The sequence below is a fragment of the Staphylococcus lloydii genome (assembly GCF_015775975.1).
Classification (GTDB): Bacteria; Bacillota; Bacilli; order Staphylococcales; family Staphylococcaceae; genus Staphylococcus; species Staphylococcus lloydii.
Map to the genome: position 1 here is coordinate 1,492,942 of NZ_CP064056.1, position 17,229 is coordinate 1,510,170.

11 protein-coding genes are annotated in these 17,229 nt (G+C 32.4%); 3 read left to right on the forward strand and 8 right to left on the reverse strand.

Features of this window, described 5'->3' with window-relative positions; genetic code table 11:
* Positions 1-105 precede the first annotated feature (105 nt).
* Positions 106-609: a peptide-methionine (S)-S-oxide reductase MsrA gene (gene msrA, locus ISP08_RS07330; RefSeq protein ID WP_195718196.1), complete on the forward strand. Its 504-nt coding sequence runs from the start codon at positions 106-108 to the stop codon at positions 607-609.
* Positions 610-998: 389 nt separating this feature from the next.
* Here the strand turns inward: msrA and mprF are convergent, their stop codons facing one another.
* The 6 genes from mprF to parE all read right to left on the reverse strand — a co-directional run bounded on the left by mprF (position 999) and on the right by parE (position 12,260).
* Positions 999-3,530 (reverse strand): bifunctional lysylphosphatidylglycerol flippase/synthetase MprF, encoded by a 2,532-nt coding sequence (mprF, locus tag ISP08_RS07335; RefSeq protein WP_195718197.1) that lies wholly within the window; start codon positions 3,528-3,530, stop codon positions 999-1,001.
* A 239-nt stretch (positions 3,531-3,769) separates the two neighbouring features.
* Positions 3,770-4,999: an AI-2E family transporter gene (locus tag ISP08_RS07340; RefSeq protein WP_048793388.1), complete on the reverse strand. Its 1,230-nt coding sequence runs from the start codon at positions 4,997-4,999 to the stop codon at positions 3,770-3,772.
* Positions 5,000-5,197: 198 nt separating this feature from the next.
* Positions 5,198-6,046: a PRD domain-containing protein gene (locus ISP08_RS07345; RefSeq protein ID WP_195718198.1), complete on the reverse strand. Its 849-nt coding sequence runs from the start codon at positions 6,044-6,046 to the stop codon at positions 5,198-5,200.
* Between the two features lie 137 nt (positions 6,047-6,183).
* Positions 6,184-7,644 carry a glutamine transporter AlsT gene (gene alsT, locus ISP08_RS07350; protein WP_048792757.1) on the reverse strand — a complete coding sequence of 487 codons (1,461 nt, stop codon included), beginning with the start codon at positions 7,642-7,644 and terminating at the stop codon, positions 6,184-6,186.
* A gap of 222 nt (positions 7,645-7,866) precedes the next feature.
* Positions 7,867-10,269 carry a DNA topoisomerase IV subunit A gene (gene parC, locus ISP08_RS07355; RefSeq protein ID WP_048792756.1) on the reverse strand — a complete coding sequence of 801 codons (2,403 nt, stop codon included), beginning with the start codon at positions 10,267-10,269 and terminating at the stop codon, positions 7,867-7,869.
* Positions 10,266-12,260 (reverse strand): DNA topoisomerase IV subunit B, encoded by a 1,995-nt coding sequence (gene parE / locus ISP08_RS07360; RefSeq protein ID WP_152906096.1) that lies wholly within the window; start codon positions 12,258-12,260, stop codon positions 10,266-10,268. Before parE ends, parC begins: the two co-directional genes overlap by 4 nt.
* Before the next feature lie 201 nt (positions 12,261-12,461).
* Between parE and plsY the strand changes: the two genes are divergently transcribed.
* Both plsY and ISP08_RS07370 read left to right on the forward strand, forming a co-directional pair.
* Complete coding sequence (gene plsY / locus ISP08_RS07365; protein WP_048792759.1) at positions 12,462-13,070, forward strand: glycerol-3-phosphate 1-O-acyltransferase PlsY; 609 nt, start codon at positions 12,462-12,464, stop codon at positions 13,068-13,070.
* Between the two features lie 335 nt (positions 13,071-13,405).
* Positions 13,406-13,702: a HesB/YadR/YfhF family protein gene (locus ISP08_RS07370; protein WP_195718199.1), complete on the forward strand. Its 297-nt coding sequence runs from the start codon at positions 13,406-13,408 to the stop codon at positions 13,700-13,702.
* 45 nt (positions 13,703-13,747) lie between these two features.
* Here ISP08_RS07370 and menI read toward each other — a convergent pair whose 3' ends face one another.
* The gene (menI, locus tag ISP08_RS07375) at positions 13,748-14,206 is read right to left on the reverse strand and encodes a 1,4-dihydroxy-2-naphthoyl-CoA hydrolase MenI (RefSeq protein ID WP_195718200.1); all 459 of its coding nucleotides are present in this window, start codon (positions 14,204-14,206) and stop codon (positions 13,748-13,750) included.
* Between the two features lie 101 nt (positions 14,207-14,307).
* A complete protein-coding gene (acnA, locus tag ISP08_RS07380; protein ID WP_195718201.1) occupies positions 14,308-17,010 on the reverse strand; it encodes an aconitate hydratase AcnA in 2,703 nt (900 codons plus the stop codon).
* Positions 17,011-17,229: the final 219 nt, after the last annotated feature.

Consider the following 17,229-nt stretch of genomic DNA (forward strand, 5'->3'; position numbering starts at 1 on the left):
CTATGTACTATAATTAACATATATTAAAGTTATATAAATTTTGTGTAAAAATCAAGTACTTTGTAAATAAATCAGACTTAGGGCCAATACGAAAGGATGTTAAACATGAATATAAATAAGGCGTATTTCGCCGGGGGTTGCTTTTGGTGCATGGTCAAACCTTTTGATACATTTGAAGGGATAGAAAAAGTAACTTCAGGGTACATGGGTGGTCATGTTGAAAATCCAACTTACGAGCAAGTAAAAACTGGTAATACTGGCCATTATGAAGCAATAGAAATAGAATATGATGTCGCGCTATTTTCTTATAATAAATTATTAGAAATCTTTTTCTCAGTGATTGATCCCACTGATGATGGCGGTCAATTTCAAGACAGAGGCGCTCAATATCAAACAGCAATTTTTTATACAAATGATCATCAACAACAACAAGCTGAAGCATATATAGAGAAAATGAAAAATACAATAGATAAAGACAAAGCTATTGCCACTAAAATTTTGCCTGCGACTCCGTTTTATGAGGCTGAAGACTATCATCAAGACTTCTATAAGAAAAACCCAGAACGATATGCAGAAGAACAAGAACAACGTCAAAAATACAATAATTAAATCATCGATAAGGTAACCAACATTTAAATAGGGTTACCTTATTTTTGTCGTATAAAATTCGGTTGTTACCAAAAAATATATAAATTATCATTAAATGATAAAATGTCACAATATATTTAAAGCACTTTAATACCAGTATTGAAAACGCTTTCTATAACTGCTATATTAGTGTGTGTCAACCAGTCAAACGGTTAGACAACTTTCATATAGTTAGTTTATTATAATTAAATTTATTACTGGTATTCATAACGTTAATTGTACAAGCATTATGACGTAAGTAATTATAAAAGAGACTAGGCCACAATAAGCCTAGTCTCTTTTATAATTATGTTTATTAACTTAAGCGTGTTTAAAGTTACACAAGTTTCTCTGCCGTTTAAAATATTAGTTTACATTTTCGGTTTTTTACGAATCACACGCATAACTTTTAACATGCTTAACCACAGCGAACGATGCTTACGATAAACTAAAAATCTTGCTTCCCATTCCGGTTTGAACTTTTCCTTATAACGACGTAAACCTTGGAAACGATACAAACCATTAAAATGTTCGAATACACGACCAGCAATACGTTCGCCAGTGTATGAGAATGGTACTTGTCCTACATTAGATAATGTGGCCATTCCCATATTAAAACGTTTATACCCTTGTTCTTTGGACCATAACAACATGTGTAAATATAATGCATCCATAAGAGGTAATTCTATCTCTGGATCCCAACGAATTAAATCTACCGAAATCGTCTCATTATAATAAGTTGGCATGACACTACAAAATGCTATGGGTTGTTGTGATTCATCTCTAATAATACCGATAGGCGCTTGATTTAAATAATCTTCAGTAAATGAACCTACCGAAAAATGCATCTCTTGACGCCCTTCTAACCAATTATCACTAATTTGCTTTAAAGCATTTAATAATGTGCTATTAAACGGTGGCGTCAATACCTCAAAAGTCATGCCCATATCACTTAACTTATTCAATGTAGCACGTAAACCACGTCGTTTTTTTCCAGCTGTCGTAAATGTTTCTAAGTCAATCAGTGCTTCTTCGCCTAATTTGAAAAATTGATTACCAAAATTATGATATAACGATAAATACTTTTCTGAAACTTGATAGAAAATAATATCATAGCCGATATAATGCGCATTACTGTAAAAATCGATAAGCAGACTATTAAACGTTTTCTCGTCTCCAATTGGGTCACCTAAAATAACATATGCATTATTAATCGTACGATACATTAAAAACGCTTGTTGACTATCATCGACGAAAAATTGTTTATCGCCACTATACATCAAATGGCTTAAATAGTTACCACCGTATGTTTCAACAATACTTTCACATACTGACAAAGCTTGATAATTTTCTTTAAGTTTAATTTTACTTTCAAAATACCAGACTATACTACCCACGATAATTGCAATAACTAACACAGTTATCCAGAAATAATATCGTAAAATTGAAGTATCCACTTCTAATTTATAAACGTCCAACGTATGAAGTGTTTGGTAAATCACAATATGATTAATGAAAAGTACACAGCCACTAATTAAAAACATATAAAATAATTTCACATAACTGAAGTTTCTTTTTAATATTTTAGAACGCTTATAGAAAACGACAAGCAGTATAAACATAACTGCTAACCATGTTAGTAAGAAAAATGATGCATACGTATATATCGTTACTAAGGCGATTAACAATAATGAAATAAGTGAAAATAAAATTGCTCGCTTAGATAAACTATAAACACCTATAACATTTAAAAATAGTAATAAACAAGCGCATGTATGCACAGAGACAATAATATAATATACATAATGATTAGAAGCATATAAACCATCATAAATAATAGTAATATTATTTAAAAAGAATACGATACTTGTAAAGAATAGCAAGATCGCTATCGCGAATGATGGAATACGTGATAAAAAGTCCTTTTGATATGATTTAAATAAAGAACCAAAGTCTTGCATAGGTACAAAAATCTTAGAATCTTCAAAGTAACGTCTTGCCGTCGTTTTAAATTCAAAGATAGATAAAATTAACGCAATAAGTAATGGGAAGAAATAATAAACGAAACGATATAACAACAACGCTAAGACAATCTTTTCTTCTCCAACATTTAAAGATTTCAAGCCTAAAATAATAACTAAATCAAATGCACCAAAACCACCCGGTATAAAACTTACTAATCCTGATATTGCAGCAATAATAAAGACGCCCATAAAAACATTAAATGGTACGTGCACATTTACAATAATAAGTGCTAAGTATAAAACTAAAGCGGCAGCAAACCATTCACAGCTAGATACTAAAGTACAGTATAAGCCTAAAAATTTCTGTTTTGCTTGGACAGGTTTCGCTATCGTAAATATAATAAATATTGGTAAAAATAACGCTACAACATAAAGCGCCCATTTAACCCAAGGGAATGAATCAAATAAGTGTTGAACATTGAAAATATGAACGACAACAAATATAGATAACAAACTTAAACCTGTTAACATAGATATTAATACAACAGAGATCGTTTGAACTAAATATTTTTTCTCATTTGTATAATTTTTGTACACCAAGTATCTTACAGTTGCGCCAATAAAACCACCAAAGCCTATCACGGCATTAAAGGCATTAATAATATATCCGATACGTATGGTTTTCCAAATTGACATCGATGTTTTAAGTGATTTATTTAAAATAACATCATAGATAGATAAAATAATCATGGATGCCCCACCACTTAAAAATAGTAGCACTAACCAAAATCGATCAATTTTACCAAATGCAATAAATGTTTGTTTGAAATTAATATTTGCGAGTTCTTTATGCAAATTAAAAACGACGATAGTAAGTAATACTATAGCGAATATTACTTTAAGTATCGTAAAGATTTTACTTCTTAGTTCTTTAGTCATAATTTATTCTTCAGCCCTCAGTCATTCTTATAATTTATAAAAAATATAGCATAAAATCTTAGTTGTGTGTATATAAAACGGTATTCTAACAAAACTGTTATACGCACGTATTCCTTTCAATTGAAATTTATGAATCAAATCTATACTACTAAAAATAAAACGGCAAACAATTATATGACAAAAAGAAATGCTACTTTCAAAAACTATAAATGAAAGTAGCATTTTTTAATTCAATTTAACTAACGAATAAATTCTTTTTCATCATCTTTAAATTCGTATTCACCCGCATCATCACTATAGTATTTGTTATAGCGACGTTTGAACAAGAAGTAAATATGTGAAACGAGTACTTTTAATATGGCATATGCTGGAATACCTAAAATAACACCAACAACACCTAACAAGTTACCTGCACTTAATAATATAAAGATAATTGTTAATGGATGGATTTTTAATGTTTTACCCATAATGTTAGGTGAAATAAAGTGTCCTTCAATAAATTGCACAGCTGTCCATACGATAATAAGCTTTAAGAGCATTATAGGCGATGTTATTAGTGCAATGATAATCGCTGGCGAAATAGCAATCGTTGGCCCTAGATACGGCACTACGCTCGTTACAGCTGCAATACTCGCAAGTACTAAACTGTAATCTAAACCGATAATAGAATAACCAATAAATAATAAGATACCGATACAAATTGAAACGATAATTTGACCTTGAATATATGAACCAACTTGTACGCTCATTTTTTCTAATAAATCATGATAATCTTTTCTAAATTTTGGCGGTATAATATTAGTTGAAAATTCTTTAAAACGATGCCCATCTTTTAACATAAAGAATAACACGAAAGGTGTTGTTACAATTACGACACCAACGTTTACTAAAGTTTCTGCAAAGTTTTTGATTTTTGAACTAAAACCGTTTGTATAATCCGAAATCATATTTGGAATTTTTTTAGATAGTGATGTTAAATGGCTTTGAATCTGGTTGTGATAATCCGCCACGATAGAATATTGCGTTACACTATCAAAAAATTGATTTACTTTGCTCACGTAATGTGGGAAATTGTGACCAAAACTTTTTACCTGGACGCCAATTAAAGGTATAAGTAAATTCACTACTAACGTGATGATACCTATAATAACTAAAAATAAAATTGACACGCCCCATACACGAGAAATATTGTAGCGTTCCATCAAATTAACGATAGGATTAAATAAATAGAACAAAATTAAAGAAACAATAATTGGAGCTACAATAGTATTAAATACGATAATAAATGGCTTAAATATATATGATACTTGATCAAATATAAATATAACGATACCAATTAAAATCAACATACATAAGCCAAAAATCAAATCTTTACCGCCTAAAAACTTCATAAAGCGTGTTTCAGTAAAGTTTAAGTTCATTTTATTTTTGGACTTACTTTCATTATTAACTTTTTCTTCATTCGACATAAAATTCACCATACCTTACTTGTATTAATATCGTTTGTATACGACTTTAAAATATTTAATATAAATATTGTTATACCCTTTAAATACTATTATAAATAATATCACATGAAAGAAATACTAAACATATTTTGCATTAATAGCAATACTAAAGTTTCAGTTTAACCTAAAAGTATAAAATAATACTTTGTATAACCATGACTATGATGAATTATTGTGATTCATCAAATGGTAAATATGTAATGTCAAAAATACAATCTCACTCTCATAAATTTTATTATCCAACTCTTGCTGCAACATCTTCATTACTTTTAAAGCAATGTTATAACAAAGTGAATAATGAGATTTCAGTAATTCATCGACAATATGAGAGCAACGCTCTCGCTCATTAAGTTGAATACGTCTGATTAGAAAATGAATGTGTCTAATAAAACGTTGATATTTTATTGACTGTCTATCTATATCAGATTGTAAGTCATGTTCAATAATAAATGTCGCCTTATTTATTAATTCATTAATCAGCGTCATTTCTCTTAATGATAACATTTCCGTATTCGAAGCTATATGTAAAGCTATAAAACCAATATCGTCCTCAGGAAAGTTTACGTTTAGTGACTCATTAAGTCTTTCTATCACTCTTTCGGCGATAATATACGCAGCATTGTACAAATGCTTTATTTCTGAGACAAAGGGATTAGTAATATATTGTTGTTGCTGAATACGTTTATATGCAAAAATAATATGATCCGTTAAACTAACTACTAATTTTTCATCATCAATAATCAATTTTGAATTTGTAATTATATTTACTGCTTCAATAATAGCCTGCAAAGTATAATCATCAGTCATTGAGACAAGCGCCTTATAATGACTCAGATGTGATTGTTGAACTAGTTTATATACTTTTTCAATAGATTGAGGTTGTTTAACATACATCCCCGGCTTTTTATTAAAGCCTATACCTTTACCGATTAAAATTACTTCTTGGTCTTCGATGCTGCAAATAATAACATTGTTGTTTAAAGTCTTTTTTATAAGGTAACGGTCCATGCTTTCCACCTTTCTTTTATATCAATAAGATTATATATGGTAAGGCTTTAAAAGAAAAGTTTAATTTTGAGTGAATGAACGAATAAAAAGAAAAAACTACAAGATAGTAACTTATACTATCTTGTAGTTCATAAATATTAATATAATGATTTATCGTTTTTGTTCATGCCCCAGCTCTCAATACCAAATAAATTGATTTCCAATTGTTCTGGTTTGAATACTGGTTTCTTACCTGCTTTACGTTGAGCTTGATAATCTCTCATTACAGCAAGTGCAATGTTAGATAAACCAACTATCGAAATCAAGTTGACGATAGCCATAAGTCCCATAAACAGGTCGGCAGTGTTCCAAACTGTTTGTGTTTTAACAACAGCGCCGACAAATACTAATACAACGACTAAACATCTAAAAATAAATAAAACAATTTTATTTTTAGATAAAAATTCGATGTTGGATTGACCATAGTAATAGTTCCCGATAACTGATGAATAAGCAAATAGCGTAATCGCTATAGTTAAGAAAATACCACCAGCACTACCTAAATGTTCATTCAGTGCAGATTGAGTAACTTGAACGCCTTGAGGCGCATTATCTCCGAATTTCAAACCACTGTATAATAAGATCATGATTGCAGTAGATGTACATACGAGCATTGTATCGAAGAATACACCTAATGATTGAATAAGACCTTGTTTTACAGGGTGAGGCGCAGCTGCAGTTGCGGCAGCATTAGGTGCAGAACCCATACCAGCTTCGTTTGAGAACAAGCCACGTTTCACACCTTGTAAAATAGCTGCACCAACGGCACCACCAGTAACTTGTTGTGCACCAAAAGCACTTTTAATAATTGTCATTAACATTGGTATGATTTGATCATAATTCATTATTAAGATAACCAATACTAAAGCAATGTATATAATAGCCATAACTGGAACGATTACTGAAGAAATTCTAGCAATACTACGTACACCACCAAAAATAATGACAGCTGTAAATACTGCTAACACTAAACCAGTAATCACTGGACTCACATTATATTGCGTATTTAAAGACTCAGCAATGGTATTAGATTGAACTGTATTAAATACGAAAGCAAAAGTTACCGTAATTAATATTGCAAAGACGATACCTAACCATCTTTGATTTAAACCTTTAGTTATGTAATAAGCTGGACCACCACGATAGCCACCATCTTTATCTGGAACTTTATAAACTTGCGCTAAAGTCGCCTCGATAAAAGCACTTGCCGCTCCGATAAATGCGATTAACCACATCCAAAACACTGCACCTGGACCACCAAGTACGATAGCTGTAGCAACACCAGCGATGTTTCCTGTTCCTACACGTGAACCTGCACTAATTGCGAAAGCTTGGAATGGCGAAATACCCTTCTTACCATTTTCTAATGTTTCCGGTTTTTCACCAATAGCACGAAACATTTCTGGAATCCAACGTAATTGGACGAATTTCGAACCGATTGTGAAATAAATACCCACAGTAATTAATAAACCGATTAAATATTGCGACCAAATCAAATCGTTTCCGGTCTCAATAATGACTTTAAACCAACCTGGAATTAAACTATCAAAATCACTCAAATTATTAAATCCTCCTTAGCTAAATATTACCATATAAGTATGTATATAAAGATTTATATAATGAGCACTCATAAAATATATACAACCAACAGTAGTTATAAAAACACTGTTGATTGCATTTTGTTGTATTTCAATATATCTCAAATTTATGTTGCCTACATTTAAATATCTATAATAGTTTTATTTTATCACTATATTAGAGTTTTTACTATATTTTTTTATCTACTCAACAATTAACTGTACAAGTTCACCAAATTCATTTGTATCAACGATAAACGAACCGTTGGTATACTGTTCAGTTAAATGAATATCTTTTATATAGCCTTGCTCTTCATGCGAATTAGAATACACCTTATAAATCGTGTCATCTGGAGTTGTGGTTTGTGCTGAAACAATACGGTGTGGTGCTTTTTTCAATTCTTTTAATAATGTTATACCTCTTTGCGCGCGTTTTGCATGTTGTAATACATTATAACTAATACGTTTCAACGCACCACGTTGTGTAGCCATTAATATTGTATTTTGATCATTCACAGTTTGAGTTAAAACGACAAAATCTTCATCTTTTAGATTAATTGATTTAACACCTGCAGCTCGTAAACCAGTGTCGGATAACTCTTCAGTAGAATACGTTAATGACATACCTTTATTCGTAAGTACAGTAATCATTTGTTCTGCTTCGACACGCATGATATTAATCACTTCATCATTGTCTTTCAACTTCATAGCAACAAGTGGTTTGTTATATCTAGAAGTTTTGAACAATGAAACGTTACTTTTCTTAATCATGCCATTTTTCGTAGCAGTAATGTAATATGCACTTTCTGGGAACTCTTTCTCACAATTAACGTCTATTACAAATTCATCATCATCAAGTGGCACAATTTGTGACACGTGTTGACCTAAATCTTTCCATTTTATGTCAGATAATTTATGGACAGGTATAAACAAATATCTACCTTTATTCGTAAATACAAGTGCCGTATCAAGCGTGTTCGTCTCCATATATTTTAATATACTGTCGCCATCTTTAACGCCTATTTCTTCAATACCACTCGCGTTAAAGCTACGCAACGAAGTACGCTTAATATAACCGTGACGCGTAACACTTAACATAACTGTTTCGCTAGGTACCATAACCTCTTTATCTATTTTAATTTCAGAGATTTCAGCTTCAATAACCGATAAACGCTCAGTTTTAAATTTCTTGCGAATTTCAGTTAATTCTTCTTTAATTACGGCAAGTAATGCATCATGATTATCTAAAATATGACGTAATTTTTCAATTGTAGCTTTAAGTTCATCGTGTTCATCTTGTAATTGGACAATATCCGTATTTGTTAAACGGTATAACTGTAACATCACGATAGCTTCGGCTTGTGCTTCTGTAAAGTCGTATTCGGCTACAAGGTTTTCTTTAGCATCTTTTTTATTTTTTGAATTTCTAATTAAGTTAATGACCTCGTCTAAAATAGACAATGCTTTCATTAAACCTTCCACAATATGCATTCTGCTTTCGGCATGATTTAGATCATATTGTGTACGTTTGGTAACGACATCGATTTGATGATTTAAATAACTATCGATAATTTCACGAATGCCCATTAATTTTGGACGACCTTCACTTATAGCTACCATATTAAAACTGTAAGAAATTTGTAAATCTGTGTTTTTATATAAATAGTTAAGTACAGCTTCACTATTAACATCTTTTTTCAATTCAATAGCAATACGAAGACCTGTTCGGTCAGTTTCATCACGAACTTCTAAAATACCATCTACCTTTTTATCGGCGCGTAGTTCGTCGATTTTCTTAACCAAACTACTTTTATTTACTTCGTACGGTATTTCAGTGACTGCCAATTCTTTACGTCCATTTCTTAACTCTTCAGTCTCGACTTTAGAACGTACGATGATTTTCCCTTTACCAGATTCATAAGCTTTTTTAATACCATCGATACCTTGAATTATACCGCCTGTTGGAAAATCTGGTCCTTTTACATATTTCATTAATCGATTAACTGTAATGTTAGGGTCATCGATATATTTTAAAGTAGCCTGAATGACTTCACCTAAATTATGTGGTGGTATATCCGTCGCATACCCAGAAGATATTCCTGTACTTCCGTTAATTAGTAAATTAGGTAATCTTCCTGGCAAGACCATAGGTTCAGTCGTCGTATCGTCATAGTTAGGCATAAATGGCACAGTTTCTTTATTGATATCTCTAAGTAACTCTTCAGAAATCTGGCTTAATTTTGCCTCAGTGTAACGCATCGCTGCAGCTGGATCGTTGTCAATACTACCGTTATTACCGTGCATTTCAATAAGTACATGGCGTAATTTCCAATCTTGACTCAAACGCACCATAGCATCATATACCGAGGAATCACCATGAGGATGGTACTGACCAATAACATCTCCGACTGTTTTGGCACTTTTACGGAAATTTTTGTCATAAGTATTACCACTTGAATACATAGCATATAAAATACGACGTTGTACTGGCTTTAAACCATCTCTAACGTCAGGTAATGCACGTTCTTGAATAATATATTTACTATAACGACCAAATCGGTCGCCTATTACGTCTTCAAGTGATAAGTCTTGAATTACCTCACTCAATTTATTTCCTCCTCTTCTTGCTCATCATGTTCCAAAATTTGTATTTCGCTATTATCTAAAATACTTTGGTCTTCTTGTAAACCAAATTCTACGTGACTTTCAATCCATTCACGTCTTGGTGCAACTTTGTCACCCATTAATGTTGTAACACGTTTAGAAGATCTGATTTCGTCATCTACTTGTACGCGAATTAATGTTCTTGTTTCTGGGTTCATCGTTGTTTCCCATAATTGATCTGGGTTCATTTCACCCAAACCTTTATATCTTTGCAAAGTAAAGCCTTTACCTAATTGTTTTTGTAATTTTTCTAACTCGTCGTCAGTCCATGCATATTCGACTTTTTTCGAACTGCCTTTACCTTTTTCTAATTTATATAACGGTGGTAACGCAATAAATACGCGACCTGCTTGTACTAATGGCTTCATATATTTAAAGAAGAACGTTAATAATAGTACTTGAATGTGCGCGCCATCAGTATCCGCATCAGTCATGATAATAACGCGATTGTAGTTACTATCTTCTAATTTAAATTCATTACCAACACCGGCACCAATCGTATGAATAATCGTATTGATTTCTTCATTTTTAAATATATCTTCGAGTCGTGCTTTTTCTGTATTAATAACTTTACCTCTTAAAGGTAAGATGGCTTGATACTTACGATCTCTACCAAGTTTAGCTGAACCACCAGCTGAGTCACCCTCAACTAAGTACAGTTCTTTCTTTTCTGTATTTTTACTTTGGGCAGGCGTTAATTTCCCTGAAAGTAAAGTATCTTTACGCTTGTTTTTCTTACCAGAACGGGCATCTTCTCTAGCTTTTCTCGCAGCTTCACGTGCTTGTTGGGCCTTAAGGGCTTTCTTAACAAGAGATTTAGACAATTGCCCTTTTTCTTCTAAATAGTAAGGTAATTTATCAGCAACAACAGAATCAACGGCACTTCTAGCTTCAGGTGTACCTAATTTTGATTTTGTTTGCCCTTCAAATTGTAATAATTCTTCAGGAATACGAATTGAAATAATCGCCGTTAATCCTTCACGAATATCATTACCATCAAGGTTTTTATCTTTCGCTTTTAATTCATTAATTCTACGCGCATAATCATTAAATACACGTGTCATTGCTGTTTTGAATCCAACTTCATGCGTACCACCATCTTTTGTGCGCACGTTGTTAACAAAACTTAAAATACTTTCTGAATATTGGTCGTTATATTGAAATGCTACTTCCACTTCTATATTGTTAGCTTCGCCTACAAAAGTAGCTACATCATGAAGTACTTCTTTGCCTTCATTGACATAGGAAACAAACTCTTTTATACCTTCTTCATAATGATATACTTCTTCACGTTCTTTACCTTGTCTATTATCAGTTAAAATGATTTTTAAATTTTTTAATAGAAAAGCAGATTCTTGAAGTCTTTCACTTAATACATCAAAGTTAAAAGAAGTAGCAGATTTAAATATTTCTGGATCTGGTTTAAAAGTAACTTTAGTCCCAGTTTTCTTTGTTTTGCCTTTTTTTACTAGTCCACTAGCAGGTTTGCCACCGTCTTTGAAATCTTGTTGATAAATTGTACCGTCTCTATGTATTTCGACACTAAGCCATTCACTTAATGCATTTACTACGGACGCACCAACACCATGCAAACCTCCTGATGTTTTATATCCGCCTTGTCCGAATTTACCCCCGGCATGTAATACAGTGAATATTACTTCTACTGTCGGTTTTCCAGAGGCATGTATACCTGTAGGCATACCACGACCATTATCTTCTATTGTAATACTCTCATCTTTATTAATAGTTACTGAAATTTCATTCCCATGACCATTCAATACTTCATCGACGGAGTTATCGACAACTTCATACACTAAATGATGTAATCCGCGTTTATCGGTTGAACCAATATACATACCAGGTCTCTTTCTAACTGCTTCGAGTCCTTCTAGTACTTGGATAGAATCATCCGAGTAATTATTTTGCTTATTCATTGCCAATCGTTTCGCCCTCCTACAAACGTACGTTCGTTTTTAAAACTATACAATAGTTATTCTTATATAAATTTGCGTAAATTGCAAGCGTCAAAGTGATAATTAAGTAACAAATCATGCATATATTTTAATTTTTATTCGTGTAATAATAGGTCATGTGGTAAAATAGACATAACGTCATTAAAGGATGTGTAAATGTATATGATGATAGTAATTATGTTAATTCTAAGTTACCTCATTGGTGCATTTCCAAGTGGCTATGTGATCGGAAAATTATTTTTCAAAAAAGATATTAGACAATTTGGAAGCGGAAACACTGGTGCAACAAATAGTTTTAGAGTATTAGGGAAACCAGCTGGTGCATTAGTTACATTTTTAGATATATTTAAAGGTTTTATAGTAGTATTTTTCCCATTGTGGTTGCCTGTTCATGCTGATGGGCCAATAAGTACATTTTTCACAAATGGCTTAATCGTTGGTGCATTTGCAATTTTAGGACATGTATATCCTATCTATTTAGGTTTTAAAGGTGGTAAAGCAGTAGCTACAAGTGCTGGCGTAGTATTTGGAGTTAATCCAATTTTATTATTAATATTAGCCGTAATTTTCTTCGCTATTTTATATTTAACAAAGTATGTATCATTATCAAGTATCATTGCGTCAATTTGTTGTATTATAGGCGCGTTACTTATTCGAGATTATATTTTATTAGTCGTAAGTGCATGTATAGGTATATTACTAATCTTTAGACATAGAACAAATATAGTAAGAATATTTAAAGGCGAAGAACCTAAAATAAAATGGATGTAAAAAGTCGACAAACTATTAACTTTTTAAGTAATTATCAGTGTTTAAATGTGAGGTAGCCATGTAAACAACATGGTTTATAGTTTAAAGCGTTATTTAAAATCTCTAACGATTTTAAATAACGCTTTTTTATAACCAGTCATCTCATGGTGATATATAAATATAATTAACTACTAAAACATATTACTTTCAAAGATATATATCATAAGTTTGTTAAAAATAATATGCTATACTAGAATTAGCATATGCATAAGTGGGTATTATAGTACAGTATCAAGATTATATTTGTAAATTCACCATGTAAGTTTTCACTTACAAAACGAGAGGAGACTTTTATTATGAAGATAGAACTTTCAGACAGAGCGGTAAAATGGTTCAAGGATGAACTTGATTTGCCAGAAGAGAATAAAGTCTTACATTTTTACGTACGCTATGGTGGCGAAATACAACTAAAACAAGGATTTAGCCCTGCATTTAGCGTCGACAAAAAAGATGATATTGAGATTGGTTATGAGAATAACTTTGATGAGTTAGATGTTGTCATCTCTGAAAAAGATTTATGGTATTTTGAAGATGATGATATTTATATAGATGTAGATGAAAACTCAGAAGAAATCACTTACGATATTAAATAAAGAAAAAGCCGTTATTAATTATTAATAGCGGCTTTTTTATTTACATTATAATCCATTATAAACTTCTCTTGTTTCTCCAGCCTTATTTAAATTAGCTACTTCTTTATATGTAGCATGCCATTCAGGGAACGTTTTATCTAATCTAATAGGTTTGAAATTTGTCTTTTTAATACATGTTAAAGTAGTTGAGCCTGTAGTTGCTAATTCGCCTGCTTCATTGTATATTTCATAACAATATAATGATCTAAGTGGTGAATATTTAGCGACCCAAGTTTTAATTTTCACCTTTTCTGGATATGTAATTGACTTAATATAATTAATATTTAAATCCGTGACAGGAGAAATGATGCCACTGTCCTCCATATCTTTATAACTAAATCCTAGTTTTGTAATATAGTCCGTACGAGCGACTTCAAACCATGTAGGATAATTGCCATGATAAATAAATCCCATTTGATCTGTTTCTTGATATCTTGATTCTATTTCTGTAATTGTATAAATCATTAAGTCGACCTCTTTTCAAAATTTCCTTAACCAAATCATATCATAACAAAAAAGACTATGTGAGCATATTAACTCACATAGCCTTAATCTTAACCAATCAATTATTCAGCTAATTTATTTCTTAATACAAGTTGTAAGATACCGCCATTACGGTAGTAATCTATTTCAACTTTTGAGTCGAAACGTGCGATTGCTTTAAATTCAATAACATCGCCGTTTTCTTTTTCAGCTTTCACATCAACTAAATCATGTGGTTGTACGTTTTCGTCAACATCTACTGAAATTGCTTCTGTACCATCAATACCTAGGCTATCAGCTGATTCGCCGTCTTGGAATTGTAATGGTAATACACCCATCATAACTAAGTTTGAACGGTGAATACGTTCGTAACTTTGTGCGATAACAGTTTTAACGCCTAATAGATTTGTACCTTTAGCAGCCCAGTCACGTGAAGAACCCATACCATAATCATTACCTGCTAATACGGCTAAGCCAGTGCCGTCTTCTTTATATTTCATAGCAGCATCAAAGATTGGCATTTGTTCGCCCGTTGGCCAGTAAGTTGTAAATCCACCTTCTGTACCTGGTGCTAATTGGTTTTTAATACGGATATTCGCAAACGTACCACGAACCATTACTTCATGGTTACCACGACGTGAACCATATGAGTTAAACTCACGAATTGGTACATCATGATCTAATAAATATTGGCCTGCTGGTGTATCTTTACCGATAGCACCCGCTGGAGAAATATGGTCAGTTGTAACTGAGTCTCCGAATTTACCCATTACACGTAGACCATTTAATGGTTTAATATCTTCAGGTTCTGTTGATAAACCTTGGAAGAATGAAGGGTTTTGGATATAAGTTGAATTTGGATCGAAATCATATAACGGTTGATCAGTTACGTCGATTTCATTCCACATTTCGTTATTGTTATAAACAGTTTCGTATTCTTCTTTGAATAATTTTGGAGTTACAACGCTATCTACTGTGTCTGCAACTTCTTTAATTGAAGGCCAGATATCGTCTAGATATACATCTTCTCCATCTTTACCTTTACCTAAAGGTTCATTTTGTAAATCAATATCAACAGTACCAGCTAACGCATATGCCACAACTAATTGTGGAGATGCTAAGTAGTTAGCTTTAACTAATGGATGAATACGTCCTTCAAAGTTACGGTTACCTGAAAGTACTGAAGTTACTAATAAGTCTTCTTTAGCAATAGCTTTTTCGATTTCTTCAAGTAATGGACCTGAGTTACCGATACAAGTTGTACAACCATAACCAACAAGGTTAAAGCCAAGATCATCAAGGAATTCTTGTAAACCTGAATCACGTAAGTAACCAGTAACAACTTTTGAACCTGGTGCTAATGACGTCTTAACATATTCAGGAACTTTTAAGCCTTTTTCGACAGCTTTTTTAGCTACTAAACCAGCACCTAACATAACATATGGGTTAGATGTGTTTGTACAAGACGTAATAGCAGCGATAGCTAAGTCACCAGTAGTCATTTTAGAAGTTGAACCGTCTTTGAATTCGATAGTAGCTTCTTTATCAAATTCACTTTTATCTAAACCGTGACCTTGGTTACCAGCTGGTGCAGTAACAGATTTTTCAAATTCAGATTTCATATCACTTAAGAAAATTAAGTCTTGAGGACGTTTAGGACCTGATAATGAAGCTTCAACAGTTGATAAATCTAATTCAACTACGTCAGTGTATTCTGGTTCTTCTTTTTCAACGTCGAAGAACATACTATTTTCTTGTAAATATTTTTTAACTAGTTCAATGTGTTCGTCAGAACGTCCAGTTAAACCCATGTATTTTAATGATTCGTCATCTACCGGGAAGAAACCACAAGTTGCACCATATTCTGGAGCCATGTTTGCGATTGTCGCACGGTCAGCTAATGGTAAGTGTTGTACACCTGGACCAAAGAATTCTACGAATTTACCAACAACGCCTTTTTTACGTAACTCTTGAGTCACACGTAAAGCTAAGTCAGTTGCAGTAGAACCTTGTGGTAATGCATTTGTTAAACGTACACCAATAACTTCTGGTACTGGGAAGTATGATGGTTGACCAAGCATTCCTGCTTCAGCTTCAATACCACCAACACCCCAACCAAGAACACCTAGACCGTTAATCATTGTAGTGTGTGAGTCAGTACCAACTAGAGTATCTGGGAATGCAACGTCTTCGCCTTCCACATCGCGAACGTGTACTACGTTTGCTAAATATTCTAAGTTTACTTGGTGAACGATACCTGTTGCAGGTGGTACCGCACTGTAGTTATTAAATGCTTTAGTTGCCCAGTTTAAGAATTGATAACGTTCATAGTTACGTTCAAATTCTAATTTCATATTACGTTGTAATGCATCTGGATTGGCATAGCTATCAACTTGTACTGAGTGGTCGATAACTAAATCAACTGGAACTTCTGGGTTGATTTTATTTAAATCTCCGCCTACATCGTTCATTGCTTTACGTAAAGATGCTAAATCTACAACTGCTGGTACACCAGTGAAGTCTTGTAAAATAACACGTGACGGTTTGAATGGCACTTCTCCATCTGAACCGTTTACAAAATTTGCTAAACTTTTAATGTGATCATCTGTAATTACAAAACCATCCTCTTGTCTTAACACTGATTCAAGTAAAACACGAATAGAGTATGGTAATTTTGAAATTTTAGTTAATCCTTCTTCTTCTAAAGAATTTAAATCATAGTAAGTATATGATTTACCTTTAAGATCAAACGATTTTTTCGCTTGTGACTTAAGATTAGAAGCCATATTAATTCCCCCTGATATATTTATATATATAATATGCCGTTAATTAAATTGTATTATTATATAACCGTTAAAACAACTACATATATGCATATTCCTGCCAAAATTAGATTTGATTTTTCAATAAGAGGTTATAAGTATTTCTTATCACACTATCAAAGTGCAATAAGTTATCTTTATTAATTGATAATCATTATCATTTCATTTTGGGCATAAAAAAAC

Bases quoted from the DNA above. Each gene is read 5' to 3' on its own strand.
- ISP08_RS07345 (WP_195718198.1), bottom strand. From the start codon at position 6,046: ATGGACCGTTACCTTATAAAAAAGACTTTAAACAACAATGTTATTATT.
- parE (WP_152906096.1), bottom strand. From the start codon at position 12,260: ATGAATAAGCAAAATAATTACTCGGATGATTCTATCCAAGTACTAGAA.
- mprF (WP_195718197.1), bottom strand. From the start codon at position 3,530: ATGACTAAAGAACTAAGAAGTAAAATCTTTACGATACTTAAAGTAATA.
- acnA (WP_195718201.1), bottom strand. From the start codon at position 17,010: ATGGCTTCTAATCTTAAGTCACAAGCGAAAAAATCGTTTGATCTTAAA.
- ISP08_RS07340 (WP_048793388.1), bottom strand. From the start codon at position 4,999: ATGTCGAATGAAGAAAAAGTTAATAATGAAAGTAAGTCCAAAAATAAA.
- menI (WP_195718200.1), bottom strand. From the start codon at position 14,206: ATGATTTATACAATTACAGAAATAGAATCAAGATATCAAGAAACAGAT.
- plsY (WP_048792759.1), top strand. From the start codon at position 12,462: ATGATGATAGTAATTATGTTAATTCTAAGTTACCTCATTGGTGCATTT.
- msrA (WP_195718196.1), top strand. From the start codon at position 106: ATGAATATAAATAAGGCGTATTTCGCCGGGGGTTGCTTTTGGTGCATG.
- ISP08_RS07370 (WP_195718199.1), top strand. From the start codon at position 13,406: ATGAAGATAGAACTTTCAGACAGAGCGGTAAAATGGTTCAAGGATGAA.